The 22,415-nt window shown below is 74.5% G+C and carries 15 protein-coding genes and 1 tRNA gene; 12 read left to right on the top strand and 4 right to left on the bottom strand.

Annotated elements, in window-relative coordinates; genetic code table 11:
• Positions 1-214: 214 nt before the first annotated feature.
• Complete coding sequence (gene mfd / locus DEF28_RS04465) at positions 215-3,799, bottom strand: transcription-repair coupling factor (RefSeq protein WP_114396654.1); 3,585 nt, start codon at positions 3,797-3,799, stop codon at positions 215-217.
• A 293-nt stretch (positions 3,800-4,092) separates the two neighbouring features.
• On the opposite strand from mfd, the gene cysC reads away from it, so the two are divergent.
• The 3 genes from cysC (at position 4,093) to DEF28_RS04450 (ending at position 7,883) form a co-directional block, all read left to right on the top strand.
• Entirely contained in the window at positions 4,093-5,613 is a 1,521-nt protein-coding gene (cysC, locus tag DEF28_RS04460; RefSeq protein ID WP_114396655.1) for an adenylyl-sulfate kinase, read from the top strand.
• Positions 5,614-5,617: 4 nt separating this feature from the next.
• On the top strand, positions 5,618-6,337 hold the full coding sequence (mazG, locus tag DEF28_RS04455; protein WP_114396656.1) for a nucleoside triphosphate pyrophosphohydrolase: 720 nt from the start codon (positions 5,618-5,620) through the stop codon (positions 6,335-6,337).
• Between the two features lie 487 nt (positions 6,338-6,824).
• A complete protein-coding gene (locus DEF28_RS04450; RefSeq protein ID WP_147280071.1) occupies positions 6,825-7,883 on the top strand; it encodes an ABC transporter substrate-binding protein in 1,059 nt (352 codons plus the stop codon).
• A 53-nt stretch (positions 7,884-7,936) separates the two neighbouring features.
• Here DEF28_RS04450 and DEF28_RS04445 read toward each other — a convergent pair whose 3' ends face one another.
• Positions 7,937-8,464, bottom strand: a complete 528-nt coding sequence (locus tag DEF28_RS04445) for a DinB family protein (protein WP_114396658.1) — start codon at positions 8,462-8,464, stop codon at positions 7,937-7,939.
• 155 nt (positions 8,465-8,619) lie between these two features.
• Here DEF28_RS04445 and DEF28_RS04440 point away from each other — a divergent pair, with 155 nt between their 5' ends.
• Positions 8,620-9,261 (top strand): NUDIX domain-containing protein, encoded by a 642-nt coding sequence (locus DEF28_RS04440; protein WP_114396659.1) that lies wholly within the window; start codon positions 8,620-8,622, stop codon positions 9,259-9,261.
• 663 nt (positions 9,262-9,924) lie between these two features.
• Here the strand turns inward: DEF28_RS04440 and DEF28_RS04430 are convergent.
• The gene (locus DEF28_RS04430; protein ID WP_114396660.1) at positions 9,925-10,872 is read right to left on the bottom strand and encodes a sulfite exporter TauE/SafE family protein; all 948 of its coding nucleotides are present in this window, start codon (positions 10,870-10,872) and stop codon (positions 9,925-9,927) included.
• Positions 10,873-12,581: 1,709 nt separating this feature from the next.
• Between DEF28_RS04430 and eno the strand changes: the two genes are divergently transcribed.
• The 7 genes from eno (at position 12,582) to DEF28_RS04395 (ending at position 20,198) form a co-directional block, all read left to right on the top strand.
• Entirely contained in the window at positions 12,582-13,865 is a 1,284-nt protein-coding gene (gene eno / locus DEF28_RS04425; RefSeq protein WP_114400022.1) for a phosphopyruvate hydratase, read from the top strand.
• Between the two features lie 6 nt (positions 13,866-13,871).
• A complete protein-coding gene (locus DEF28_RS28290; protein ID WP_233515083.1) occupies positions 13,872-14,615 on the top strand; it encodes an FtsB family cell division protein in 744 nt (247 codons plus the stop codon).
• Positions 14,616-14,719: 104 nt separating this feature from the next.
• Complete coding sequence (locus DEF28_RS04415; protein WP_114400021.1) at positions 14,720-15,301, top strand: DUF501 domain-containing protein; 582 nt, start codon at positions 14,720-14,722, stop codon at positions 15,299-15,301.
• Entirely contained in the window at positions 15,302-16,327 is a 1,026-nt protein-coding gene (locus DEF28_RS04410; protein WP_114400020.1) for a Ppx/GppA phosphatase family protein, read from the top strand.
• A 412-nt stretch (positions 16,328-16,739) separates the two neighbouring features.
• Positions 16,740-18,125, top strand: a complete 1,386-nt coding sequence (locus DEF28_RS04405; protein WP_114400019.1) for an NAD(P)/FAD-dependent oxidoreductase — start codon at positions 16,740-16,742, stop codon at positions 18,123-18,125.
• Between the two features lie 144 nt (positions 18,126-18,269).
• Positions 18,270-18,343: transfer RNA gene (locus tag DEF28_RS04400), tRNA-Leu, on the top strand.
• A gap of 391 nt (positions 18,344-18,734) precedes the next feature.
• On the top strand, positions 18,735-20,198 hold the full coding sequence (locus DEF28_RS04395; RefSeq protein WP_114400018.1) for an amino acid permease: 1,464 nt from the start codon (positions 18,735-18,737) through the stop codon (positions 20,196-20,198).
• Positions 20,199-20,291: 93 nt separating this feature from the next.
• Here DEF28_RS04395 and DEF28_RS04390 read toward each other — a convergent pair whose 3' ends face one another.
• Positions 20,292-21,968 (bottom strand): PucR family transcriptional regulator, encoded by a 1,677-nt coding sequence (locus DEF28_RS04390; RefSeq protein WP_181874415.1) that lies wholly within the window; start codon positions 21,966-21,968, stop codon positions 20,292-20,294.
• Between the two features lie 125 nt (positions 21,969-22,093).
• Between DEF28_RS04390 and DEF28_RS04385 the strand changes: the two genes are divergently transcribed.
• Positions 22,094-22,415 (top strand): aldehyde dehydrogenase family protein (locus DEF28_RS04385; protein WP_114400016.1); only part of this gene is annotated, 322 nt, incomplete at its 3' end.

The raw sequence follows: 22,415 nt of genomic DNA, 5'->3' as shown, positions 1-22,415 counted from the left end.
CGGGTGTCCGGCGCGCGGGGCGCGGGCAGGCCGCGTCCGGCAGGCGGGTGGAGCCGGACGCCTCCGCCGTGTCAGTCGCGTCCGGCGTCCTCCGGGCGGCCGATCGGCAGGGCGACGGGGTGGGAAACGGGACGCGCCCGGGGCGAGGAGGGGATCTCCTCGTCCCGGGCGCGTCCCGGTGCCGGCCTCGGAGGCGGCCCCGCGCCGCCGCACCTCACCCCCGGCCCGCTGCCGTGCGTCCGGCCGGCTCGAACACCGCGGTCACGAGGTCCGCGCACCAGGCCAGCAGCTCGCGGTCGCGCAGCGGTTTGCCGCCCAGCCCGCCCGACTTCGGCACCGGAACCAGCAGGGTCTGGGTCGCCTGCTTGAGGATGGACTTGGGGTGCAGCCGGCGCAGCCGGAGCTGCTGCGACTCGCGCAGGTCCACCGGCGCGAACCGGATCTGGCTGCCCTGCAGCACGACGTCGGTCAGCCCGGCGCTCTTGGCGAGTACCCGGAACCGGGCCACCGCGAGCAGGTTGTCCACCGGCTGCGGCGGCTCGCCGTACCGGTCGGCCAGCTCCTCGCGGACCGCGGTGATGTCGGCCTCGTCGGCCACGCTCGCGATGCGCTTGTAGGCCTCCAGCCGCAGCCGCTCGCCCGGTACGTAGCCGTGCGGGATGTGGGCGTCGATGGGCAGCTCGACCCGCGTCTCGATCTCCTCCAGCGCGTTCGGGTCGCCCTTGAGCTCCCGCACGGCCTCACCGACCATGCGCACGTAGAGGTCGAACCCCACTCCCGCGATGCTGCCGGACTGCTCGGCGCCCAGGATGTTGCCGGCGCCGCGGATCTCCAGGTCCTTCATCGCCACGTACATGCCCGCGCCGGTCTCGGTGTGCTGGGCGACCGTGGACAGCCGCTCGTGCGCGGTCTCCGTGAGCGGCTTCTCCGCCGGATACAGGAAGTAGGCGTAGGCGCGCTCCCGGCCGCGGCCCACCCGGCCGCGCAGCTGGTGCAGCTGGGAGAGGCCGTAGGTGTCGGCGCGGTCCACGATGAGCGTGTTGGCGTTGGGCACGTCCAGCCCGGACTCCACGATCGTGGTGGAGACCAGCACGTCGAAGTTCTTCTCCCAGAAGTCGACCATGACCTTCTCGAGCTGCTGCTCGTTCATCTGGCCGTGCGCGTAGGCCACCCGCGCCTCGGGCACGAGCTGGCTCAGCGTCGAGGCGACCCGGTCGATGGACGCCACCCGGTTGTGCACGAAGAACACCTGGCCCTCGCGCATGAGCTCGCGGCGGATGGCGGCCGCGATCTGCTTCTCGTCGTAGGGGCCGACGAAGGTCAGCACCGGGTGCCGCTCCTCGGGCGGGGTGAGGATCGTGGTCATCTCGCGGATGCCGGTGAGCCCCATCTCCAGCGTGCGCGGGATGGGGGTAGCCGACATCGCCAGCACGTCCACCTGGGTGCGCAGCCGCTTCAGCGCCTCCTTGTGCTCGACGCCGAAACGCTGCTCCTCGTCGATGATGACCAGGCCCAGGTTGCGGAACTTGGTCTCCGAGGACAGCAGCCGGTGGGTGCCGATGACGACGTCCACCGCGCCCGTGCGCAGTCCCTCGCGGGTCGCCTCCACCTCGGCGTCGCTCTGGAAGCGGGACAGCGGCTTCACACTCACCGGGAACGACGCGTAGCGCTCCGCGAACGTGGACAGGTGCTGCTGCACCAGCAGCGTGGTCGGCACCAGGACCGCCACCTGCTTGCCGTCCTGCACCGCCTTGAACGCGGCCCGCACCGCGACCTCGGTCTTGCCGTAGCCGACGTCGCCGCAGATGAGCCGGTCCATCGGGACCGGCTTCTCCATGTCGCCCTTGACCTCGTCGATGGCGGCCAGCTGGTCCGGCGTCTCCACGTAGGGGAACGCGTCCTCCAGCTCCCGCTGCCACGGGGTGTCCGGCGCGAACGCGTGGCCGGGCGAGGCCTGGCGGGCCGAGTACAGCCGGATCAGGTCGCCGGCGATCTCGCGCACCACCTTGCGGGCGCGGCTCTTGGCCTTGGCCCAGTCGGTGCCGCCCATCCTGCTGAGGGCGGGGGCGTCGCCACCGACGTAGCGGGTCACCTCGTGCAGCTGGTCCGTGGGCACGAACAGCCGGTCGCCGGGCTGGCCGCGCTTGGAGGGCGCGTACTCGATGAGCAGGTACTCGCGGGTGGCGCCCTGCACGTTGCGGCTGACCATCTCGATGTAGCGGCCGACGCCGTGCTGCTCGTGCACGACGTAGTCGCCGGACTTCAGCTGCAGCGGGTCGACGGCGCCGCGGCGCCGGCTCGGCATCCGGCGCATGTCCTTGGTGGAGGACTTCTGGCCGGCGAGGTCGGCCTCCGTCAGCACGACGGTGCGGGTCGCCCGCCACAGGAAGCCGTGCTCGATGCGCCCGGTGGCGACGGTGGCCACCGCGGGCTCGGGCGCCTCGGTCAGGTCCACGCGCAACTGGGCGCCGAGCCCGGCCCCGCGCAGCATCGCGACCAGCCGTTCGGCCGGGCCGTGGCCCTGGGTGACCATGACCACCCGCCACTCGTCGTGCAGCCACGACTTGGCGTCGGCCAGCGCGCGCTCGGTGTCGCCGCGGTACTCATCCGCCGCGACGGCCCCGACGACGACGGAGTCCTCCTCCTCGTCCGCGCCGGCGCCCGGGTCGAACGGGGTCACCGTCCACCAGGGCAGGCCGAGCGCCTCGGCGTCGGAGCGGATCTCGGCGATGGACTTGTAGGACGAGGCCCCCAGGTCGATCGGGGCCTCGCCGCCGGACGCGGCATTGATCCAGGACGCGTCGAGGAACTCGCGGCTGGTGGCCGCGAGTTCGACCGCGCGGGTGCGGATGCGCTCGGGGTCGCACCCCACGATGTGCGCGCCGTCCGGCAGGTAGTCCAGCAGCAGCTCCATGCGGTCGGCGAGCACCGGCGCGAACGCCTCCATGCCCTCCACCGCGGTGCCGTCCGCGAGCTTGTCCAGGATCTCGGCGAGCGACGGGTGCTCCGCGGCGAGCGCGCGCGCCCGCTCGCGGACCTCGGGGGTGAGCAGCAGCTCCCGGCACGGCGGCGCGAACAGGCCCGACGGCGCGGCGCCGCCCTCGCCCTTCTCGTCGATGGAGCGCTGGTCGGCGACCCGGAAGTAGCGGATCTCGTCCACCGTGTCGCCCCAGAACTCCAGCCGCAGCGGGTGCTCCTCGGTGGGCGGGAAGACGTCGAGGATGCCGCCGCGCACCGCCACGTCGCCGCGCTTCTCCACCAGGTCCACCCGGGCGTAGCCGGCGTCCACGAGCGAGCGGACGACGTCCTCCAGCGCCACCTCGTCACCGGCGCGCACCCGCACCGGCCGGAGGTCGCCGAGGCCGGCCACCAGCGGCTGGAGCACGCTGCGGACCGGCGCCACGACCACGCGCAGCGGCGTGGTGAGCGGGTCGCCGGGGTCGGGGTGCGCGAGCCGGCGCAGCACGGCGAGCCGCTGGCCGACCGTGTCGGAGCGCGGCGACAGCCGCTCGTGCGGCAGCGTCTCCCACGCCGGGAACAGCGCCACGGACTCGGGGGGCAGCAGCGACCCGAGCGCGTCGGTCAGGTCGGCGGCCTCGCGCTCGGTCGCGGTGATGGCCAGAACCGGACGCCCGGCGCCCACAGGGGGGTCGACAGCCAGCGCCGCGACGAGAAAGGGGCGCAGCGCCGGAGGAGCGACGAGGTCGAGACGGGGATCGTGGCCGCCACGGGCGGTTTCGATCGCTTTCGTGAGCGCCGGGTCGTCGGCGACGACGGCGAGAAGTCCAGAAAGGCTCATATCACCAGGTGGGGCGTGTGACGGTGGTACCGATGGTGCGTGCGTTGGTTACGGAGAACAGGACACGCTGGGCTGAATCGGTTGGCTCCCCGCTCCTAGCCTACGCCGCGCACCCTACCGCGAGCATCAGCATCGCCGGGCGCCGACCGCCGTGACCGGCGCGAGCGCCGCACACATGCGCAACGCCGCCGCGGCCTCCGCTGTTCCCGCTCCCGGCCTCGGGCGGGCCCGGGCCGGCGGGAGGCGAGGCCATACGCTGATGTGGATCCGCCCGCGTAGGAGAGGGAGCGCGCATGACCGGTGCCGCCGCAGACCGGCCGACGTTCACCCCGGGACCGGACGCCATGGCCCATCTGGAGCTCATCCTCAACGGCGCCTGCCCGCTGACCGGGTTCATGACCGCGAGCGAGACGGCGTCGGTCGCCAAACGCGGCCGGCTGCCGGACGGCACCCCCTGGCCGGTGCCGGTCACCCTGCCGGTGCCCGACGAGCTGGTCGCCGCCGAGCGCGTGCTGCTCACCGACGCCGAGGGCGCGCCGCTGGCCGAGCTGGCGGTGTCCGAGCGCTGGTGGGCCGACGGCGGGCACCGGCTCGCCGGCGAGGTGCACTTCGCCCGGCCGCCCGTGCACGGGGTGTACCGCAGCCTGCGGCGCGCTCCGGTCGAGGTACGCGGCAGCCGCGAGATCGGCGCCCTCGCGCACCGGCCGATGCTGGCGGTGCTCACCGACCGCCCGCTGCACCACCGCGCACTGCACCAGGTCCGCGCCGCCGTCAAGGAGATCGGCGGGGGCGGACCGGTGGAGGTGCTGGTGCTGGTCGACGCCCCCTTCGACGACGAGGGGGCGGTGCCCGCGGTGCTCGCCGCCGAGCCGCTGCTGCCGCCCCGGACCAGGTTCTCGGTGCTGACGCTGCCCCGCGCCGGGACCACCGACGGCACGGCGCTGCCGGCGGGGCGCGCCGAACAGCTGGCCGCGCACGTCGCCGCGCGCTACGGGGCGAGCCACCTCCTCGTCAACCGGGACCCCGACCAGCCGCCGGCCGTGATCACCGACGACTCCCCGATCCCGCTGGTCGCCGCCGGGGAGTGGGCCTACGACGCGCGGACCGGCGCGTGGCGCCCGGCCGAGCGGATCAGCGCCGGCGAGGCCCGCCGCGAGCTCACCCCGACCGAGGTGGAGGACATGCTCGGCCGGGGGGAGGCGCTGCCGGCGTGGTTCACGTCGGCGCGGGTCTCCGCCGAACTCGCCCGCCGGCGCCCGGCCCGGGTGCGGCGCGGGCTCACGCTCTTCTTCACGGGGCTGTCCGGCTCCGGTAAGTCGACCGTCGCCCGCGGGGTGGCCGACGCGGTCCGGCGGGCCGGCCGCACGGTCACCCTGCTGGACGGCGACGTGGTGCGCCGGATGCTCTCCTCCGGCCTGACGTTCTCGCGGGCCGACCGCGACCTCAACATCCGCCGGATCGGCTACGTCGCCGCCGAGATCAGCCGGCACGGCGGCGTCGCCGTCTGCGCGCCGATCGCGCCGTACGCGGCCACCCGCGCCGAGGTCCGCGCCATGGCGGAGGAGACCGGCGACTTCTTCCTGGTGCACGTCGCGACCCCGCTGGAGGTCTGCGAGGCGCGCGACCGCAAGGGCCTGTACGCGAAGGCGCGGATGGGCGAGATCCCGGAGTTCACCGGCATCTCCGACCCCTACGAGGCGCCGGACGACGCCGACCTGGTCATCGACACCAGCGACGCCACGGAGGCGGAGTCGGTGGCGGCCGTGCTGCGGGAGCTGCGCGCCGGCGGGTGGCTGCCCAGGATGGCAGGCTGAGGGTATGAACGACGAGCAGCCGCACCCCCCGGCCGGGCACCGCGTCCTCGCGCTGGTCGAGGTCATGGACACCCTGCGCCGCCAGTGCCCGTGGGACGCCGGCCAGACCCACGCCTCCCTGGCCAAGTACCTCATCGAGGAGGCGTACGAGACGCTGGAGACCATCGAGCACGGCGACCTCGGCACGCTCCGCGAGGAGCTGGGCGACGTGCTGCTCCAGGTGGTCTTCCACGCGCGGATCGCCCAGGAGCGCGGGCCGGAGGGCTTCACGATCGACGACGTCGCCGACGCCATCATCGACAAGCTCACCCGCCGCCATCCGCACGTCTTCGGTGGCGCGGACGTGGCCGGGGTCGACGACGTCCGCGCCAACTGGGAGACCATCAAGGCGGCCGAGCGCGTCGAGAAGGGCCAGCGCGACGCGTCCATCCTGGAGGGGGTCCCGTTCGGCCAGCCGGCCGCGCTGCTCGGTTACGAGCTCCAGAAGCGCGCCGTGCGCAACGGCCTCCCCGAGGACCTCATCGCCGACGACGGCGGCCCGGGCGGCGAGCTGTTCGCCGCCGTGGACGCCGAGCGCCGCCGCGCGGCCGACCCCGAGATGGACCTGCGCGCCGCCGCCCGCCGCTTCGACGGCCGGGTCCGCGCCGCCGAGGCCAAGGCGCGTGCCGACGGCCGCGACCCGCGCGAGCTGACGCCGGAGCAGTGGCGGGCGTACTGGGACTGAGCCGGATCCGGTCGGCGGGCCCGCGCTCGGGCCCGCGCCGGGTCCCGCGCGCACCGGGACGGTCATCCGGACGGCGTTCCCGCTCACACGCGCGGTGAAGCGGACCGGGCCGGTGGGACAGGCGTCGCCGCCGCGCCCAGGGGCGCCCGGGCCCGGTGATCGAGGCGAGCCGACGGGATCGCCCCCCGGGCGGCCTCCCGGTGGCGGGAGGCACCTGGAGGCCGCCGACCACGGGCGCTCCCGCCTGCCCGCCTGGGCCGCCCGATGCGTGACTCGCCGTCCGACGCGTCCACCCCCCGCTCGGTCCCTGGTTCCCGTGCGGGCCCGCCCGCCGGATGCCGCGGAGCCGAGGACCGCGCCGCGGCCCGGCGGCCGGGTCCGCCAGGGGCGGTGGGGCCGTGTCCGGAACGTCCTTACCCAAGAGGCGGTGCCGCTGTCCTGTTTAGGTAAGGCTATCCTCCCAATGGTCACCGTGGAGGGGGAGCACATGCCGGCAGGACCGAGACGGCTGGGGGCGGCCGCGGCCGCCATCGCGCTGCTGAGCGGGTGCGGGGCCGCCGAGGGGCTCTCCGCGGCCGCGCCGGACGCCTCCCCGGCGCCGGACGCCGGCACCTGCGCGGCGGTGCCCGCCGCCCAGGCCCCCGCGCCGACCTCCGTGCCCGCCGGCATGGGGACCACCGCCGAGGACGGCGAGTTCCCGCGCGAGGTCGCGCACTTCGGCGGGACCAGCACCATCGACCACCGCCCGGAGCGGATCGTCGTGGTGGCGACCGGCCAACTCGACGGCGTCCTCTCGCTCGGAACCGTCCCGGTGGGGGCCGCCGGCGTGCCCGGGGCCGGTCTCGTGCCCGGATACGTCACCCACGCCTTCCCCGACGACGCCGACGCGCTCGCCGGAATCGCGTCCGTGGGCACCCGGGAGGACCTCAACATCGAGCGGATCGCCGACCTGGACCCGGACCTGGTCCTGGCCAACGAGGCCGGTGCGGGCGGCGGGCTCTACGGCCAGCTCGCCGAGATCGCGCCGACGGTGCTCACCGAGGGCAACGGGGTCAACTGGCAGCAGGACTTCCGGCTGGTCGCCGCAGCCTTGGGTGAGACGGACCGGGCGGAGGAGGTGCTCGCCGGCTACCGGGCGCACGCCGCCCGGATCGCCGGGGCCGTCGCCGACGCGCCGCCGTCCGTCTCCATGGTGCGGTTCAGCGCCGGGCGCACCCGGGTGTGGGGGCTGGCGTCCTTCACCGGCAGCGTCGCCAACGACGCCGGGCTGGCCCGGCCGCGGCCGCAGTGCGTCGAGGACACCTCGGTAGACGTCAGCGCCGAGGACGTCGACCGGATGGACGGCGACTGGATCTTCTACTCCGTCCAGGGGGGCGGTGCGGAGACGGACGCCGGCACGGTGCTCGACGGGTCGCTGTGGGACGGGCTCGCGGCGGTGCGCGCCGGCCGCGCGGTCGCCGTCGAGGACGACCCGTGGTTCCTCAACGCCGGTCCGGCGGCGGCCGAGCTCGTCCTGACCGACCTGGAGCGGGTCGCGGAGGAGTAGCGGCGTGTCCGGCCGCCCGGGGCCGCCGGACACGCGGGGCGGCGGTCAGCGCGTCACGCGGCGGACGCGGCGCGCACCATCCGGAGCTGGCCGACCTCGGTAACGTTCTTCATCAGCTCGGCGTTGAGCCAGGCCACCATGTGGGCGACGGTCATCCCGGGATCGCCCTGCCAGGGGAACAGCGCCGGCGCGTCCAGGTCGGCGTCGGTGAGCCGGTCCAGCACCGTCACCCACTCCGCGTGCAGCTTCCGCAGCCACGCGACCGCCGCCGGCCCGTCGCCGGGCCACGTGACCTCGACCCGGTCGCGCGACGTCCGCCCCTGCGCGTGGTCGAGGGCGGTGGACCACCACCAGCCGATGTGCCAGGTGACCCAGGCGATGGTGGGAACGGGGACGGGATCGGGCTCGGACTCCTCCCAGTCGGGCCGCCAGACGCCGTCGGCGCCGGGCCGCACCGTCCAGCAGAGGGGAGCGGGCTCCCACAGGAAGTCGGACGGCTCCAGCCGCTCCAGGTGGAACTCGAACAGAGACCAGGTCAGGTCGAACTGCCAGCGCAGCAGCGCGGTACGGGAATCAGACACGGGAGGACCCTGGCACACCGGCCGCCGGGAACGGAAACCCTTTTCCGCTCCTGAACCACCGCCCGGACGGTCCGCGGTCCGACGGGGGCGGCAGCGGCGGCCGGCGGCGCGGCCCTACGATCCTTCGCATCCGCATTCCGCTGGGAAGGGCGCGTATGAGCGTGTGCGATCTGCAGCGCGTCGGTGTTCTCGTGCGGAACGCCGACGACGAGTACCTCATGTTCGAGCGGGCGGCGCCGCCCGCAGGTGTGGCACCGGCCGCCGGACACCTCAACGGCCACGGCTCCTTCACGGCGGCCGCCCGGGCCAAGGTCTTCGAGGTACTCGGGCTGACGGCGGTCGGGCTGGAGCGGCTCGCGTCCGGCTTCCAGCCCGACCGGTGCCGCCGCGACGTGCCGCCGGGGCGGCTTCCCGGCCACGAGTGGCACGTCTACCGTGCGCGTATCGCGGGGGAGCTCGCGTGGTCGAAGCGCGAGGTGCACCGGCCGCGCTGGATGGGCAGGGCACAACTGCAGTCGCTGGCGGAGCGGACGGGCAGCCACGCGCGCGACCGGCTGCGGGAGCACACCGTCGGCGCCGACCGCGTCTTACGCGCGGACGCCGAGCGCGAGCCGGGGCTGGCACCCGTGTGGGTGCACTGGCTGGCGGAGGCCGGCGTCATCCGCCCCGTGGCCGACATGGCGGCGGTCCGGGCGCTCTCGGCCGTTCCGCCGAACCGGCCCCGGCCGCGCACCGCGCCCGCCGTGTTCCGCCCACGGGCGGCCGGCCAGGTCCGGCCCGGACCGCGCCGGGCGTGACCGGCGTCCACCGCTCCGCGGGGCGGCGAGGGGGCCGTCGCCCCCAGCCGGTGACCGCGACCACGTCGCGCGCGATGTCCGGCACCCTCCGCCCGCCCGTGGCAGCACGTGCCACCCACTCCGGGGCCGCCGCGTCGAGGTGACGCGCCATCGGGCCGCTGTGCGCGATGTGCGGAGCCAGCTGGCGGCCGATCTCGCGGGCGGCGAGCCGGGCGTTCGCCGTCGTGTCGTCCGCCGTGAGCAGCACGCCCGTCACCCGGGTCCCGCCGCCCATCGCACGGGTGACGAGCTCGGCCTCCAGCACGCTCACGGTGTTGGTGTACACCAGCCGGCGGTAGCCGAGGCCGGCGTAGGCCCCGCCCCAGGGCGGCGAGGTTGCGCTCGGTGAGCCGGGTGCGGTGCGGGTCGTCCGGCGGCGCGGGGTGCGCCTGGTCCAGCAGGTCGCCCTCGACCACGCAGTGCGCCACCCCGGCCCTCCGGAGCAGGACAGACACCTCCCACATCACCGTGGACGTGCCGACGCCGGACCGGCCGCCGATGAGGAGGACCTCCTGAGCGGCGGCTCCGGCGGGCCCGGCGGGTGCGGGAGCCGGGGATCCGTGGTCCGACACGCGGCGGAGGCTACCGCGCTGCCGGGGTCCGGCTCCGGGTGTTTTCCGGACGTCAGTCCCGCGCCTCGGCGGGGGCCGGCGGCGCGTCCGGCGCGTCCGCCGCGTCGGCTGCGGCCGGCGTCTCGGCGGCGAGCCGGCGCTCGGCGAAGTGCGCGCGCAGCGACCAGGCGACGCAGCCCGCCCACACCAGCGCGATGACGGTGTAGGCGGCGGTCTGCGCGGCCGAGGGGACCACGACGAGTTCGCTGCGGATCAGCGTTCGCACGTTGGTCAGCACGATCAGGCCGCCCACGGCGGAGCCGAGCACCCGCGGCGGGAAGTGCCGGACGATCCAGGCGGCGATCGGTGCGGCGATCACGCCGCCGATCAGCAGCACGGCCGCCCACGCGAGGTTGACACCCGCGCTGCCGAGGCCGATGAGGAACCCCACGCTGGCCGACACCGCGATGATGAACTCGCTGGTGTCGATGGAGCCGACGACCTTGCGCGGCTCGATCCGGCCGCTGGCCAGCAGCGCGGGCGTGCCCACCGGGCCCCATCCGCCGCCGCCCGTGGAGTCGACGAAGCCGGCCACCAGGCCGAGCGGGGTGAGGAACCGGCGGCGCAGCGGCTGGCCGAGCCGGCCGCGCGGGGTGCCCCACGCGGTGAACCGCACCAGGACGTAGACGCCGAGCGCGAGCAGGATGCCGGACATGATGGGCTGCGCCGCCTCGGTGGACAGCGAACTGAGGAAGGTGGCACCGGCGAACGCGCCGATGGCGCCGGGCAGCGCGATCCGCCGGACCACCTTCCAGTCGACGTTGCCCAGGCGCCAATGCGAGACCCCCGACGCCAGGGTGGTCCCGATCTCGGCCAGGTGCACGGTGGCGGAGGCCGCCGCGGGGTTGGTGCCGATCAGCAGGAGCAGCGTGGTCGACGTGACCCCGTAGGCCATGCCGAGGCTGCCGTCGACGAGTTGGGCGAGGAACCCGACCAAGCCGAGCAGGAGGAGGGTCTGCATAGCACGGGGGCCTTTCCGTACGGGGCTGGTCTCGCGGTGACCGACGGATCGCCGCAACTGTCAGTTGTCTACCGGTTTGATAGGAATACTAGGGGACGGATGGCCGACCCGTAAACGGGGCCGCGCCGATCCCTGCCGAATGGTTCCGGCGGCGGCCGCCGGTCGCCCGGAGCCCGCCCGCCGCCCGTCAACCGGCGGCCGTCCCGGGCATCGCCGCGGGGCGGGACTCCGGCGGAGCAGCCCGCTCGCCGCGGCCTGGTCAGAGGGGTCTCCCCGCCCAGCGCCCGAGCGGCCCGTGCACCTGGAGGGGACCGGGGGACCGGGGCGGCGGTCCCCCGGCGGACGGACCCGGACCCCGCCCCACCGCGCCCGTGGCCAGTGGCGGCCACGGCGCCCGCGTCCCCGCCGGAGGGCCGCCGCAGGCGCCTCCCGAACCGCCGGCGTCCCGCCACGCGCCGCCGGGAGGCGGGCGCCCTCTCCGCGACGCCGCCCTGGTACCGAGTGCCCTCCCCCGCGTCCGGTCGGCGTGGACCGCGCGGGAGGAGGGCGCCGTTCGCCCGACCGGGATGCCCCGCCCGCACCGAGGGACATCGGCTCCCCCCGTAGCGCTGGGTGGCGGGTGCGGGGCAGCGGCCGTCAGCGATCGACGAGCGTCTGACCGGCCCTCTGATCAGCCGCCGGCGCCGGACCTCGGCGGTGAGCGCGCGGACGCGCCCGGGCCCGCACGCTCTCGGGGCCTTGCCACACGGCCTTCTGGGGCCGGGACCGGACGTGGAACCGCCCGGCCCCGGAAGCGTGGTGCTGGTCCCCGTGGTGGCGGCGCGGTGATGCGCACCGGCCCCGGCGGGACGGCCGGCCACGCCCGGACGGGCGCCCCCGCCCCAGCGCGCGGGGCCGCCCCTCAGCCGCGGTCCGCCGTGTCGGGTGGGCCGTGCGGACGCGGGCCGCGGCGCGGCGGCGATCACCCGCGGGCCGCGCGCGTACGTAGCGGCCGCTGCCGGAGTGGCCGGGCAGGCGAGGGACGGGTGGCCGGCCCCGGCTGGGGCCGTGCGCGGTCACCAACGCTCGGCATGCCGGGCGGATCGGCTGGTTCCCGGCAGCGTCCGAGCGGCCCGGCCCCGGCGGCGGCACCGCCCGTTCGGTGGGAGGTGCGGGCGCTGCCCGCCGCAGGCCGACGCCGCCACGCGGCAGGCCGGGCCGTCGGCGGCCGCCCGTGTGGGCCGGGCCGGGCGCGCCCGGTACCGCCGCCCGGTGCGGCCGTGCGGCACTCCTTGGGCGCGAGGGCGCCTGGGGCCCCGGGACCCCGGGTCTCCTGGCGGCACCGCCCCCCGCGTACCGGCCGCGGCCGCCGGCCGCGCGGCGCCCGCCGCGGCGCGCGGGTCCGTGGCCGTGCGGGCGGCGGGCGGCACTCCCGGGTCGCGACACGCCGCGGGCCGTAACGCGCCGCGCGGGCGGCGATCCGGCATCGTGGAGGGGCGGCGCGACGGCTCCATCAGGCGGGCCGGCCATGTGGACTACACCAATTCCGACCGCGGGGAGACCGCATGCGGGCCGGGTCGATAGGCTCGGCCCTGGTTCGCGTAACGGCCGTGGCGGTGCCGGTCTGGATGGCCGCGGCCTTCGTGCGACGCGGTGTCACCCGCACCGAACGTGTCCCCGCGCCGGGAGGTGCGGAGGTCACGACCGACGCGAGGAAATGGAGTACTACGTTGTCGTCGATCGAGGCAGTGCAGGCGCGGGAGATCCTTGACTCCCGGGGCAACCCGACGGTCGAGGTGGAGGTCCTGCTCGACGACGGGACGACCGCCCGCGCGGCCGTCCCCAGCGGCGCGTCCACCGGCCAGTTCGAGGCGGTGGAGCTGCGCGACGGCGGTGAGCGCTACGGCGGCAAGGGCGTCGAGAAGGCGGTGACCGCCGTCAACGACCAGATCGCCGACGAGCTCCGCGGCTACGGCCCCGAGGAGCAGCGGCTGATCGACCAGGCGCTGATCGACCTGGACGGCACCCCGGACAAGTCCCGGATCGGAGCCAACGCCATCCTCGGCGCCTCGCTGGCCGTCGCCAAGGCCGCCGCCGACAGCGCCGACCTCCCGCTGTTCCGCTACATCGGCGGACCGAACGCCCACGTGCTGCCGGTGCCGATGATGAACATCCTCAACGGCGGCGCGCACGCCGACACCAACGTCGACATCCAGGAGTTCATGATCGCCCCCATCGGGGCGGACAGCTTCCGCGAGGCGGTGCGCTGGGGCACGGAGGTCTACCACGCGCTGAAGTCGGTGCTGAAGTCGCACGGGCTCGCCACCGGGGTCGGTGACGAGGGCGGATTCGCCCCCAACCTCGACAGCAACCGCGCCGCGCTCGACCTCATCGTCGAGGCGATCGAGAAGGCCGGCTACACCCCGGGCCGCGACATCGCGCTCGCCCTGGACGTCGCGGCCAGCGAGTTCTACAAGGACGGCGGCTACGAGTTCGAGGGCCGGCGCCGGACCGCCGAGGAGATGGCCGCCTACTACGGCGAGCTGCTCGACGCCTACCCCCTCGTCTCCATCGAGGACCCCCTCAACGAGGAGGACTGGGACGGCTGGCGGGCGCTGACCGAGGCGGTCGGCGCGCGGGTCCAGCTCGTGGGCGACGACCTGTTCGTCACCAACCCCGAGCGGCTGCGCCGCGGCATCGAGTCGGGCACCGCCAACTCGCTGCTGGTCAAGGTCAACCAGATCGGCACGCTGACCGAGACCCTGGACGCCGTCTCGCTCGCGCAGCGCAGCGGCTACACCGCGATGATCAGCCACCGCTCCGGCGAGACCGAGGACACCACGATCGCCGACATCGCGGTGGCCACCAACGCCGGCCAGATCAAGACCGGCGCGCCGGCCCGCAGCGAGCGGGTGGCGAAGTACAACCAGCTGCTCCGCATCGAGGAGGAGCTGGACGACGCCGCCGTCTACGCGGGCGCGTCCGCCTTCCCGCGCTTCGGCCGAGAGGGCTAGCAGGCCGTGCCGAAGGTGCCGGAGCAGCCGAAGGGGCCCCGCACGCCCGGAAGGGCGGGGCCCCCGGCCTCCGGCGCCGCGGGACGGGCCGCGGGCAGGGCCGGCGGGGACCAGCGGGCGGACCGGCGCCGCCGCAAGGACGCCGCCGGGCCGGGCGAGCGGGACGGGCGCGCCCCGAAGGGCGCGGCGCCGGAGCGCCCGCAGCCGAAGGACCGCCGTGCGGCGGGCGCCCGCGCGGGCGGCGGACCCGAGCGGCCCCGGCGGGCCTCCGCCGGGAGCGCGCCGGGAGCCGCGAAGGGCGGGAGCGCCGAGCCGGCCGCGGCCGACCGCGCCACCCGGCCCCGGCCCGCGCTGACCAGCCGCGCCGCCATCCTCGGTGTGGTCATGTGCGTCATCGCGCTCAGCCTCGCCTATCCGCTGCGCGAGTACATCGCGCAGCGGTCGGAGATCGCCCAGCTGCAGGAGCAGCGCGCCCGCACCCAGGAGAACGTCGCCGAACTGCGCGAGCGTGCCGAGGAGCTCCAGGACCCCACCTACATCGAGCGGGAGGCCCGCACCCGGCTGCACTACCAGTACCCGGGCGAGCGCGCCTACGTGGTCCTCGACGGCGCGGACGAGCAGGCCGAGGAGCCGGAGGCCGCCGGCTCCGCCGACCCCTGGTTCACCAAGCTGTGGAAGTCCGTCCTGGAGGCCGACCAGGCCGGGGCCGACGACGAGGAGATCCCCGAGGCGCAGCCGCCGCGGCACTAGCAGCGCGCCGCCCGGGCCGGCCGTCCGCCCGGGCCGCTCCCGCGACGGGGGGCGCCGCCGCCCTGCCTCCGGTGCTCCGGCCAGCCACTACCCTGAAGACCGAGATGACTTCCGCCGACCACACCACCCCCGACGAGCCGGTCTCCGGCGCCGACACCGCCGCCGTCGAGCTCCAGCTCGGCCGTCCCCCGCGCGGGGTGCGGGGGGTGGCGCACCGCTGCCCGTGCGGGCTCCCCGACGTCGTCCGCACCGCGCCGCGACTGGAGGACGGGACCCCGTTCCCCACGCTGTACTACCTCACCTGCCCCCGCGCCGCCTCCGCCATCGGAACGCTGGAGTCGAGCGGGATGATGCGGGAGATGACCGAGCGGCTCGCCGCCGACCCCGAGCTGCGGGCGGCCTACCAGGCGGCCCACGACTCCTACGTCGCCGACCGCGACGCGCTCGCCCGGGCCGACGGCGTCCCGCCGCTGCCCGAGGGCATGCAGAGCGCGGGCGGCATGCCGACGCGGGTGAAGTGCCTGCACGCGCTCGTCGGCCACGAGCTGGCGGTCCCCGGGAGCAACCCGTTCGGGCGCGAGGCGCTGGACGCCCTCCCGGAGTGGTGGGAGAAGGGGCCGTGCGTGCACGTCGAGGACCCCGGCGCGGCTGGCGGCCGCGCCCGTGAGGACAGCGAGGAGCAGTAAGTGAACACCGTCGCCGCGATCGACTGCGGCACCAACTCCCTCCGGCTGCTCGTCTCCGGCGTCATCGACGCGGGGGACGACGAGGTGCAGCTGCTCGACCTGGAGCGCCGGATGGAGGTGGTCCGGCTCGGCGAGGGCGTGGACCGCACCGGCGCCTTCGCGCCCGAGGCGCTGCGCCGCACCTTCGACGTGCTCGGCGACTACGCCGACCTGATCCGCGCGCACGGCGTCGAGCTGGGGCCCGACTCCGTGCGCATGGTGGCCACCAGCGCTACCCGGGACGTCAGCAACCGCGCCGAGTTCATCGAGGGCGTGCGCGCCATCCTCGGTGTCGAGCCCGAGGTGGTCAGCGGCGACGAGGAGGCGGAGCTGTCCTTCGTGGGGGCGACCGCCGAGCTGGCGGCGGCCGCCGATGAGCCCGCGGGCGGCCGGGAGCGCACGAGCGGTCCCGGGTTCGCGCGCCCGCACCTCGTGGTGGACATCGGCGGCGGCTCCACCGAGTTCGTGCTCGGCCACGCGCGGCCGGAGAACCACGGCGCCGTGCGCGCCGCCCGCTCGGTCGACATCGGGTGCGTCCGGATGACCGAGCGGCACCTGCACGACGATCCGCCGACGGCCGAGCAGATCGCGGCGGCCACCGCCGACATCGACGCCGCCCTGGACCAGGCGGCGGCCGCCGTGCCGCTGGAGGAGGCCGGCACGGTGGTGTGCGTGGCGGGGACGGCCACGACGGTCGCCGGTATCGCGCTGGGGCTTGCCGCCTACGACCCCGACCGCATCCACCACAGCCGGATCCCGGCCGAGCGGGTGCACGCCATCGCGCTGGAGCTGCTGGCCATGCCCCGGGAGCGGCGGGCCGCGCTGCCGGTCATGCATCCCGGCCGGGTGGACGTCATCGGCGCGGGGGCGCTCATCCTGGACCGCGTGCTGGCCCGCACCGGGGCGGCCGAGTTCGTCACGAGCGAGCATGACATCCTGGACGGCATCGCGTGGAGCCTGAGCTTCGGAGGACCGGAGCAGGGGTGATCGCAAGAGGCCTGCGGGGTCCGTTTTCGGGAGGCTCGCGGAGCGCGTTCCGGCAGGTCAGCGGCGGTGGCAAGAGACCAAGGCCACAATGCGGGGAATCGGGGAAGTGAGACCGGTCACGTCGCGACCTGGGCGTTAAGGCGTTCACACGTGCTCTGACCTGGTCAAACGTTGCCCGCGCCCGATGTATCGTGGTCTAAACCTTTCCTGGCCGTCCCTTCCTTGACGGGGGTAGCTTGTGAAAGGATGCACAAGCGTGCATGAGGTCGAGTGAGGCCGCAGTCAGCGAAAAGAAGAACCTTCTTTCCGCGAAAAACGACGGTAGAGATGTCGAATCTAGAAGAATTACCGGTCTTCGTCGCTCCAGATGTCTGGAGGGCGATGTGATGTGGGAACCAAGGGCGGATATGCGATGACCGAGAGCAGGAACTACCGGCTGGTGCACGGTGGTGACGACGCGGAGATTCCGCACGTGCTCATCGTCGGCGGTGGATACCTGGGCATGTACACCGCGATGCGACTGCAGAAGAAGCTGGGTGCCGGCGAGGCCCGGATCACTGTCGTCGACCCCAACTCCTACATGACCTACCAGCCGTTCCTGCCGGAGACGGCTGCGGGCAGTATCTCCCCTCGCAACGTCGTCGTGCCGCTGCGCAAGGTGCTCGACCGGGTGAAGGTGCTCAACGGGCGCGTCGTCCGCATCGAGCACGCCCGGCGCCGGGTCGAGTTCGAGCCGAACGAGGGCGAGCCGCGCGAGATCCGGTACGACTACCTCGTCATGGCGGCCGGCGCGGTTTCGCGCACCCTCCCGATCCCCGGGCTCGCCGAGTGGGGCATCGGCATCAAGACGGTGGAGGAGGCCGCCTACCTCCGCAACCACGTGCTGGAGCAGCTGAACATCGCCGACTCCACCGACGACCCGGAGGTCCGCCGCAAGGCGCTGAACTTCGTCTTCGTCGGCGGCGGGTTCGCGGGCGCCGAGGCGATCGCCGAGCTGGAGGACCTCGCGCGCGACGCCACGCGGATCTACCCCTCCATCGGCATCGACGACCTGCGCTTCTACCTCATCGAGGCGGCCGACAAGATCCTGCCGGAGGTCGGCCCGGAGGTCGGCCAGAAGGCGCTGAACCAGCTGCGGCTGCGCGGCATCGACGTCCGGCTGTCCACCTTCCTGGAGTCGGCGGTCGACCAGCACATCAAGCTCAGCGACGGCACCGAGTTCGACGCCGGCACCCTGGTGTGGACCGCGGGTGTGAAGCCCAGCCCGGTCGTGCAGGCCAGCGACCTGCCGCTGGGGCCGAAGGGGCACGTCGACACCAACGAGTTCCTCCAGGTCAACGGGGTCGACAACGCCTTCGCGGGCGGCGACAACGCCCAGGTCCCCGACCTGAACAACCCCGGCCGGTACTACCCGCCCAACGCGCAGAACGCGGTGCGGCAGGCCCCGGTGCTCGCCGACAACGTCATCGCCACGCTGCGCGGATCGGCGAAGCTCACCGCCTACCGCCACAAGAACCTCGGCGCGGTGGCCGGACTCGGCCTCCACAAGGGCGCCGCTCAGCTGTTCGGCAAGGTCAAGCTGACCGGGCGGTTCGCCTGGTGGGCGCACCGCGGCTACCACCTGTTCGCGGTTCCGACCTTCAACCGCAAGCTGCGGGTCCTCGCGGACTGGACGCTGGCCTTCTTCCTGCGGCGCGACTTCGCGGCGCTGCCGGAGATGGGCGAACCGCGCCAGGCGTTCCAGGAGGCCAGCAGGCCGCAGGTCGAGAACGGCCAGCTGCTGAGCCGCGCGAGCTGACTCCGGCGGGAAGCTCCGACCCGACGACCGTCAGCACCGGGAGCAGTGTCCACGGCCGACCCCGCGACGGGGTCGGCCGTTTCGGGTACAGAGTCCCAACCCCGGCGAATCCGGAGTTTTGTCTGTCACGGGTATGATGGTCGCGCCCTCGTAGCCCAATGGTAGAGGCAGGCCCCCTAAAAGGGTCACAAGTGTCGGTTCGAGTCCGACCGGGGGCACCGCGCACACTTCTCCTAAGCCTCCAACGAACGGCCCCGCACTCCCGTTCCGGGCGCGCGGATTTTCCGTCCCCGCGCCGGGAAACCGCTGGCCGCGCCCCCTGTCGCCGGTGCCGCCCCCTCTGACGCGGTGGCGCCGCCGTCCGTTCCCGGTGGCCGCCCACCCGCCGGGTGCGCGGGTGTCGCCTCCCGGGTCTTCGCCCCGCTTCATGTCATCCTGGCCGTTGTCAGCCGGAACGCCGGTTCGTGCGATCGGACAACGGCGTGTGCCGACTTCCGTCGCCCCGGACAGAACGGGCGGGACGCGATGGGCGTACGGTGCCTCAAACGCCGCGTACCCCCGTGCTCGGCGCAAAAGCACCTCTCCGCTCACAATGGGACGGGAACCGACATGGCATCCGCACAGCAGAGACCCGGGATCGCTTCCAGTGTCTTCCGCCGCAAACCCATCGAGAACATCGAGGAGGAGCAGGGCTCCGGCGGTCTCGCGCGCTCACTCGGACTGTGGCAGCTCACCGCGATCGGCGTGGGCGCCATCATCGGTGCCGGGGTCTTCTCACTGGCCGGCGAGGTCGCCCAGGGGACCGCGGGTCCGGCCGTGCTGATCTCCTTCCTGATCGCCGGGGTGGCGAGTGCCGCCGCGGCCTTCTCCTACGCCGAGTTCGCCGGCCTCATCCCGCGCGCCGGGTCCGCCTACACCTACGGCTACGCGGTGCTCGGCGAGATCGTCGGCTGGTTCATCGGCTGGGACCTGCTGCTGGAGTACACCGCGATCGTCGCCGTGGTGGCGATCGGCATCTCCGGCTACTTCGGCTTCCTGCTGCAGAACCTCGGCATCGACCTGCCGCTGTGGATGCTCGGCGCCCCCGGGACCGAACCCGCGGGAGTGCCCGCGGGCAGCTACAAGGTCGACCTGTTCGGGATGGTGCTCTGCCTGTTCATCGCGTTCCTGCTGACGCGGGGCATGCGCAGTGCGGCCCGGTTCGAGACGATCGTGGTCGGCATCAAGGTGCTGATCGTGCTCGTCATCATCGGCGCCGGGGTGTTCTTCATCAACACCGACAACTACACACCGTTCTTCCCGTTCGGGGTCGGCGGGACGTTCGCCGGCGCCGCCGTGGTGTTCTTCGCGGTGTTCGGCTACGACGCCATGAGCACGGCGGCCGAGGAGTCCAAGGACGCCCAGCGCCACATGCCCAAGGCCATCCTGCTGTCGCTGGCCATCTCCATGGTGCTCTACGTGCTCGCCTGCCTCGTGCTCACCGGGATGCAGCACTACACCGAGATCGACCCCCGCAGCGGCTTCGCCACCGCCTTCGCCTCCGTCGGGCTGGGCGGGCTCGCCAACCTCATCGCGCTCGGTGCGATCGTCGGCATCCTCACCGTCATGTTCACGTTCATGCTCGGCGTGACCCGGGTCTGGTACGCGATGAGCCGGGACGGGCTGCTGCCCAAGTGGTTCGCCAAGACCGACCCCAAGCGGCACGTCCCGACCCGCGTCACCTGGATCGCCGGGGCGATCTCCGCCGTCATCGCCGGGTTCCTGCCGATCGGCGAGGCCGCCGCGCTCACCAACATCGGCATCCTCTCGGCGTTCGTGGTCGTGTGTATCGCGGTGATCGTGCTGCGCTACCGCCGCCCGGACCTGCCGCGCACGTTCCGCACCCCCGGCATGCCCGTGGTGCCCGCCATCGGCGTGGTGTTCTCGCTCTGGCTGATCAGCTTCCTGGACTGGCACACCTGGGCGCGGTTCGGTGTGTGGCTGCTGATCGGACTGGTCATCTACTTCGCCTACTCCTACCGGCGGTCCAACCTGAACCGGCCGGAGTCCGCCGGGTCGCCGCCGGCGTCCTGAGCCGCCGGCGCCCGCTGCCCCCGCGACCCGCGTGCGGGGCGGCGGGCGCCCGCGCCGTCCGGGACATCCGGCCCGGGCCGCGCCAGCGCCCGGTCACAGCCGGCGCGCCAGGAGCAGCTGCAGGTGGGTGAAGAGCCGTTCGTTCGGGTCGCGGAGGTCCAGCCCGCTGACCGCCTCGGCCCGCCGCACCCGGTAGCGCAGCGTGTTGGGGTGGATGTGCAACCGCGCGGCCGCGGCGCGGACGTCGCCGAACGCCTCCAGGTAGGCGACCAGCGACACGACCAGGGCCGAACCGTGCGCCGCGTCGTGTGCGACCAGCAGGTCGACCCGGGGGTCGCGCAGCCGGGGGTTGGACCGCAGCTCCGCCAGCGTCTCGCTGACCAGCACCCGGGACCGGACGTCGGAGATCGTGGCCACGTCCATGGCGAGGTCGCGGCCCATCGCGTCGAGCACCCGGTCGGCCTCGGTGCGGGACCGCGCGACCTCGCCCAGTGTGTCCACGAGCGAGCCCACCGCGCCCTGGACCGTGCCGCCCAGCAGGGCGCGCGCCGCGCCGACGATCCGGCGGGTCAGCGCGAGCACGGAGGCCTCCGCGGCCGGGCGCGCCAGGTCGGGGAGCAGCGCGTACACCCGGCCGCCCAGCGTCGTCACCAGGGCCCGCCGCCGGAAGGCCGCGGCGTGCACCGAGATGAGGTTCGTGAGCTGCGCGCGCTGCAGCTCCGCCTCCGAGCGCCCGCCAGCCGTGCGCGACTCCCCGGCCGCCATCGCGAACACCACGACCATCACCGGCCGGTCGCGGTCGGCGCGGACGCTGTCGGCGAGCGCGGCGGCCTCGATGCGCCCCTCCAGCAGGCTCGCCAGCAGGTCCTCGCGCAGCCGCAGCCCAGCGGTCGCCTCCGTGCGCTGCCGCAGTAGGTGCAGGGTCGCGATGCGGGCGGCGCCGAGCAGGGCTTCCTCGGCGTGCGGCTCCAGGGGGGTGCCGCCCTCCTGGACCCAGATCGCCCCCAGCGGCTGGGCGCCGGCGTGGATGCCCACCGCGATCCGGCGGCGGATGCCGAGTTCGGGATGCTCCTCGACCCGCACCACCTCCTCGCCGGAGCGCAGCCGCTGGAACACCCCCCACTCGCGCAGCAGCGCGAGGTACTGCTCCGGGCCGCGTCGGCCGAGGACCGAGAGCCGGCGCAGCTCGTCGGCGTCCTCGCCTCCGGAGTAGGCGAGCACCCGGCTCGCCGCGTCCTCGATGCTGACCAGCCCGCCGGTGAGGGTGGCGACCGTCTGCGCCAGGGCGGACAGGTCGCCCGGTGCCTCGCCGGGGTCACCCCCGACCGCCAGCCGGGCGTCGTCGACCATGCTGCGGAACAGCCACTGCAGCTGCTCCCACCGGGCCTCGGGGTGGACGGCCAGCAGCGCCACCCCGGCGTCGCCGGCCACGCCGCGCAGCACGTCGGCCTCCGCCGGGCCGCCCACCTTCACCGCGACCGCCGAGGCTCCCCGGCGGCCCGCCGCCCGCACCAGCCGGCCGGCGGCGCGGCCCCGGGCGCCGACGAGCAGCACGAGGTCGCCGGCGTGCGGGCCGCCCTCGTCCTCGGGATCGAGGATGACGACGTCGTCCACCCGCACGTCCAGCCCGCCCGGTGCGGCGAGCACGTCCAGGAGCGGGTCGCCCACCGCGAGCAGCAGCCGCCGCAGCGGCACGCCGGGAGCGGAGCCGACCGCATCCGCGGCCGGGCTCGGCGGAACGGGCGGGGCAGGCGGGTCTAGTGCGGCCATGGCACCTCGGCTTGTTCGATCGGCTAATCCAGCGTGTCAAAGAGTGGGCGGACAGCCAATGTCGTCCCGGATTCGCGGACATAACTTTTGTGCAGTTCAACGACGACCCTCTCGGGAGGCACCCCATGGACGCCGTCACGAACGTTCCCGTCCCGGTGAACGAGCCCGTCCTCACCTACGCGCCGGGCAGCCCCGAGCGGGCCGAGTTGGCCGATCGGCTGGACGCCCTCGCCAAGGAGCCGGCCGAGCTGGCCATGACCATCGGCGGCGAGCGGCGGATGGCGGGCGGTGACCGGATCGACGTGGTCCAGCCGCACCGGCACACCGCGGTCCTCGGCCACACCGCCAACGCCACGCATGAGGACGCGCGTGCGGCGGTGGCGGCGGCGAAGGCGGCGGCGCCGGGGTGGCGGGAGATGGCGTTCGATGATCGGGCGGCGGTCTTCC

Origin of the sequence: Marinitenerispora sediminis (assembly GCF_003336425.1) — a bacterium.
In the GTDB taxonomy this organism is placed as follows: domain Bacteria; phylum Actinomycetota; class Actinomycetes; order Streptosporangiales; family Streptosporangiaceae; genus Marinitenerispora; species Marinitenerispora sediminis.
The sequence above is the reverse complement of the archived record's forward strand: the minus strand, read 5'-3'. Positions and strand labels throughout refer to the sequence as shown.